Source organism: Caulobacter sp. P1_B12_2 (genome assembly GCF_056406675.1).
Window position 1 is genome coordinate 1 of the sequence record NZ_JBFTZS010000391.1, and the last position, 4,426, is coordinate 4,426.

Below are 4,426 nucleotides of genomic sequence, written 5' to 3' on the forward strand. Positions count from 1 at the left end.
GAACCCCGACCGCGAGGCCGCCATGGCCGCTCTGATGGCCAAGGTCGGCGCGCGCAACAAGATGACCGAGGACCAGCGCGCCGCCTTCCTGGCCGAGCGCAACGCCATCGACGCCAAGTGGCCGGTCACCAAGGCGRCGTTCCAGGACTTCATGAACCACCTCAACCACGCCTTGAAGGTGGCCGGGGTCGATCACGTGGGCATCGGCATCGACTTCGACGGCGGCGGCGGCGTCACCGGCCTGAACGACGCTTCGGACTACTGGAAGATCTCCCAGGCCCTGCTGGCCGAGGGCTACACCAAGGCCGACCTCGAGAAGATCTGGAGCGGCAACGTCCTGCGCCTGCTGCGCGCCGCCGAGGCGGCGAAGGCCCCGGCGGGGTGAGGCCTGGTCAGCGGCGGCGCTCGCCCGCGAAGCTCGCCGCCGCGAGGACCGCGACCACGCCCGTCGCCGCCCACAGCGCGGCGATCCCGAACCGGAGGTAGCTGGCCGCGCCCAGCGCCCCGCCCAGGGCGAGACCGGCCCAGAGCAGCCCGTAAGGCGCCCAGGCCCAGCGGTCGCCGCCGGTCAGGGCCGCGGCGATCCTCTGCCCGGCCTTGACCAGGGCGCCGGTCATGTAGGTCAGGCCCAGCCCGACGTCGCCGTTGCGCTGGAAGACGGCGTTCTCGGCGCCCATGGCCAGGACCATGGCCGCGACACCGGCGGTGTCGAAGCCGTTGGAGATCAGGGTAGCCGCGACGGCCAGCAGCCCCGCCTCGAGCGCCAGGATCATCGAGCGCCGCTCCTCGCCCGCCTTGCGCGCCACAAGAGCCCCCAGCACCACACCGGCGACGAACAGGCCGATCAGCGCCAGGGCCGTGCGGGCCATCGCCCACTCCCCGGTGGCGATCCCGACGCCCAGCCGGGTGGAGTTGCCGCTCATGAAGGAAACGAAGAAGCCGCCCAGCTTCAGAAAACCGATAGCGTCGACATAGCCGGCGATCGCCGAAAGCCCGACCGCCAGGGCGATGTCACGGCGGCGGTAGTCCTTCATGGCCTGATCCCCGACGAGACGATGACCAATCGTCGACGATATCGGTCTGGCCTGTCATCGAAATTCGCTAGAACGCCGCCGTGACACTGGCCACGAGGGCGCCGGCGTCCGCGTCGCTGTCGATCAGCGCCAAGCCAAGCTCCACGTTCGAGAAGCGATGGCTGACGCTCGCCGACCAATCCCACTTGCCGTCGGGCGCATAGGCCCCCTTCTCGCGCCCCACCTGCACCGCGATATCGACTGGAGCCGACGGCTTCGCCCAGGCCAGTTTCGCGAAGACATAGCCGTTGTCGTCATGGCCCAGCGCCTTCTGGCTGGGCGCGTAGGCGCCGCCCAAGGTCGCGGTCCAGTCGCTCCAGCTGCGACTGGCGGAAATGGGCAGTTCGTAGAAGTCGACGTTCTCGCCTCCAGGATAGGTGTAGCGGGTCACCGCCGCATCGACGGAGACGCCGTCCGCGTCGAAGGCCCAACCCAGCGCATAGTCGACTTCAACGGTCGCGCCCTTGCCGGCGGCCCCCGCGCCGTATTCGTCGATGGTCGAGGCCCAGACCGAGGCATAGGCGCCGTTCGCCAGCGATCCCGTGATCCCGCCCTGCACCGCCGGGCGATCATCCGACAGCGACAGCCCGCGAAAACGATAGTCCGAGACCGCTCCCAGCTCGCCCGCCCATGACAGTCCCGCCGGCTCGGCCGCGACAGCCGCGGCGGGCGCCGCCAGCATCATCAGGCCGCAGATGATTTGTCGCATGGCGCAACTCCCCGAAAAGGGGCGGTATGACAGCCACGCGCTAAGGATTCATTGGCGCCCGAGTGCGATCGCGTTCCGCGGCTATCGGCCGCATTTTACAGCTTGCTAGCAATATCGGCTCTAGGAACTTGCTATGATCGGCCCGGGGCGAATATCGAAATCTGGCGACGCTCGCGCCCTTCAATGGATCGTGGGATCGGCCATCGTGCTGGTCATCGTCTCGATCATCGGCGGCGCGGCCTTGATGCTCTTCGCCGCGCGCTCGCTCGACCGCATCGAAAGCCTCGACGAAAAACAGTTGGTCAGTCGTACGGTCGAGCGGGGCCTTGAACGGATGACGCATGAGCTGACATCGGCGACGGTGTGGGACGAGGCCTATACGGCGACGACCCCGGTGATGGACATGGCCTGGGCCGACATCAACTACGCCGATTACTATCATCGCTATTTCAATCACGACCTAAGCTTCGCGATGCGAGACGGCCGGGTGGTCTATGCCTCGATGGCCGGCGCCCGGGTGTCGCCCCGCGCGATCGGCGCGCTTCCCGAGGCCGCGCGGGGCCTGGTCGACGACGTCCTGACCAAGGCGGACAAGGCGCGCGCGGCGGGCCGACTGAATCTCGAGGGCGTTTCGACAGCGGCGGCGCTCGTCAAATCCGGCGATGAGATCTATCTCATGGCGGCCTCTGACGTGGTGGCCGAAACACCCCGCGTAGCCGCCAGCCGACACACCGCGCCAGTTGTCATCGTCACGGCCCGCCGCATCAGCGCCAGCTTCATTCTCGGCATGCAGGAAGATCTCGGCGTCCCGGGCCTCGCCTTGGTCGCCAAGTCGCCGGCATCCCCAAGCGTGCCGTTGCACGATGCCTCGGGCGAGACGATCGGCTTCCTGAGCTGGACGCCCGCCAATCCCGGCATGTCGCTGTTGAAGGCAGCCGCTCCCGCGATCGCGACCGTGTTCATCATCCTGATCGTGGCGAGCCTTGTATTGTTCCGTCGTGTCGCGGAAACCCTGGAACGCATGGCGCTCGGCCGCGAGGCCCTGGTGATGGCCAAGGACGAGGCCGAAGCCGCCAACCTCGCCAAGACGCAGTTCCTGGCCAACATGAGCCACGAAATTCGCACGCCGCTGAACGGTGTGCTGGGCATGACCCAGATCATGGAGAGCGACGTCCTCTCGGATCGTCAACGGCAGCGCCTTACGGTAATTCACGAGTCGGGCGACGCGTTGCTGGCCCTGCTGAACAGCATTCTCGACATGGCCCGGCTGGAGACCGGCGCGATCCGGCTACGTCGGGAAACCTTCGATCTCGGAGCGCTCGTCGAGAGCAGTTGCGCGGTATTCTCCGGCGCGGCGGCCAGCAAGGGGATCAAGCTCTACCAGGCCATGACGCCCGGGAGCCTCGGAAGCTGGACCGGCGATCCGCTCCGGCTGCGCCAGGTGCTCGGCAATCTGGTCGCCAATGCGGTCAAGTTCACCGACGACGGCACGGTGCGTGTCCATGTCCAGGAGTCGGATCTGGGCCTGCGTTTCGAAGTCAGCGACACCGGCATCGGCGTGGCCGCCGAACACCATGCCAGTCTGTTCAAGATATTTTCCCAGGTCGACGGCTCATCGACGCGCACGCACGACGGATCGGGCCTGGGACTGGCCATCTGCCACGACCTGGTTCAACTGATGGGGGGTACGATCGGGATGCGCAGCACACCCGGCGCCGGATCGACCTTCTTCTTCGAGCTGCCGCTGCGACGCGCTCCGGCTGAACGACCCAACCTGCGCGTGGTTCATCGGGCCTAGCCCCTCGCCCAAACAAAAAGGCCGGCGGATCGCTCCGCCGGCCTCTTGCGATCGGTAAGGCGTGAGCCTTAGCCGACGATTTCTTCGTCCTTGAAGAACTGGGCGATTTCGATGCCCGCGTTTTCCAGGCTGTCCGAACCGTGGACCGAGTTCTCGCCGATCGACAGGGCGAACAGCTTGCGGATCGTGCCTTCGTCGGCGTTGTCCGGGTTGGTCGCGCCCATCACTTCGCGGTATTTCAGGACGGCGTTGTCGCCTTCCAGAACTTGCACGACGACCGGCTCGGCGGTCATTTGCTCGACGAGTTCGCCGTAGAACGGACGCTCGGCGTGGACTTCGTAGAACTTCTTGGCTTGAGCGTCGCTCAGCTTCACGCGGCGCTGGGCCACGATGCGCAGACCGGCTTCTTCGATGACGGCGTTGATCTTGCCCGTCAGGTTGCGACGCGTGGCGTCAGGCTTGATGATCGAGAAGGTGCGTTCGGTCATGATCCGAAAATCTCACAGAGAAAGTTTGTCGATTAGGAGGTTGCGGGCTTATAGCCGGGCGCCTCCTCCCCGCCAACCCGCCGTGTACTCTTAAAATCATATGCTCCAGATCAAAGACCTGACCTTCATCGCCTGGGGTCGGAAGTTTTTCGACCACGCCAGCGTGAGTCTGCCTCCCGGCGCCAAGGTTGGCCTGATCGGGCGCAATGGCGTGGGCAAGTCCACGCTGTTCAAGCTGATCCTCGGCCAGTTGCACGCCAGCGACGACGAGATCAGCCTGCCCAAGAGCGCGCGCATCGGTTCGGTGGACCAGGAGCATCCGGCGACGCCCTTCACCCTGCTGGAGACCGTGCTGGAG

Annotated in this window: 6 protein-coding genes; 3 read left to right on the forward strand and 3 right to left on the reverse strand. The window is 66.1% G+C overall.

Going from position 1 to position 4,426, the window contains the following annotated elements; genetic code table 11:
• Positions 1-385, forward strand: a 385-nt coding sequence (locus AC1DZ6_RS19855) for a membrane dipeptidase (protein ID WP_477098863.1), incomplete at its 5' end; no start/stop codon positions are given.
• A 7-nt stretch (positions 386-392) separates the two neighbouring features.
• Here AC1DZ6_RS19855 and AC1DZ6_RS19860 read toward each other — a convergent pair.
• Both AC1DZ6_RS19860 and AC1DZ6_RS19865 read right to left on the reverse strand, forming a co-directional pair.
• Positions 393-1,034: a YoaK family protein gene (locus tag AC1DZ6_RS19860; RefSeq protein ID WP_477098864.1), complete on the reverse strand. Its 642-nt coding sequence runs from the start codon at positions 1,032-1,034 to the stop codon at positions 393-395.
• A gap of 67 nt (positions 1,035-1,101) precedes the next feature.
• A complete protein-coding gene (locus AC1DZ6_RS19865) occupies positions 1,102-1,782 on the reverse strand; it encodes a TorF family putative porin (protein ID WP_477098865.1) in 681 nt (226 codons plus the stop codon).
• A 205-nt stretch (positions 1,783-1,987) separates the two neighbouring features.
• Here AC1DZ6_RS19865 and AC1DZ6_RS19870 point away from each other — a divergent pair, with 205 nt between their 5' ends.
• Positions 1,988-3,580 carry a sensor histidine kinase gene (locus tag AC1DZ6_RS19870; protein WP_477098866.1) on the forward strand — a complete coding sequence of 531 codons (1,593 nt, stop codon included), beginning with the start codon at positions 1,988-1,990 and terminating at the stop codon, positions 3,578-3,580.
• A gap of 68 nt (positions 3,581-3,648) precedes the next feature.
• Here the strand turns inward: AC1DZ6_RS19870 and ndk are convergent, their stop codons facing one another.
• Positions 3,649-4,068: a nucleoside-diphosphate kinase gene (gene ndk, locus AC1DZ6_RS19875; protein ID WP_477098867.1), complete on the reverse strand. Its 420-nt coding sequence runs from the start codon at positions 4,066-4,068 to the stop codon at positions 3,649-3,651.
• Positions 4,069-4,168: 100 nt separating this feature from the next.
• On the opposite strand from ndk, the gene AC1DZ6_RS19880 reads away from it, so the two are divergent.
• On the forward strand, positions 4,169-4,426 hold a 258-nt coding region (locus AC1DZ6_RS19880; protein ID WP_477098868.1), incomplete at its 3' end, for an ATP-binding cassette domain-containing protein.

Excerpts from the sequence above, each read along its gene's own strand:
- AC1DZ6_RS19865 (WP_477098865.1), bottom strand. The coding sequence starts at position 1,782 with ATGCGACAAATCATCTGCGGCCTGATGATGCTGGCGGCGCCCGCCGCG.
- ndk (WP_477098867.1), bottom strand. The coding sequence starts at position 4,068 with ATGACCGAACGCACCTTCTCGATCATCAAGCCTGACGCCACGCGTCGC.
- AC1DZ6_RS19860 (WP_477098864.1), bottom strand. The coding sequence starts at position 1,034 with ATGAAGGACTACCGCCGCCGTGACATCGCCCTGGCGGTCGGGCTTTCG.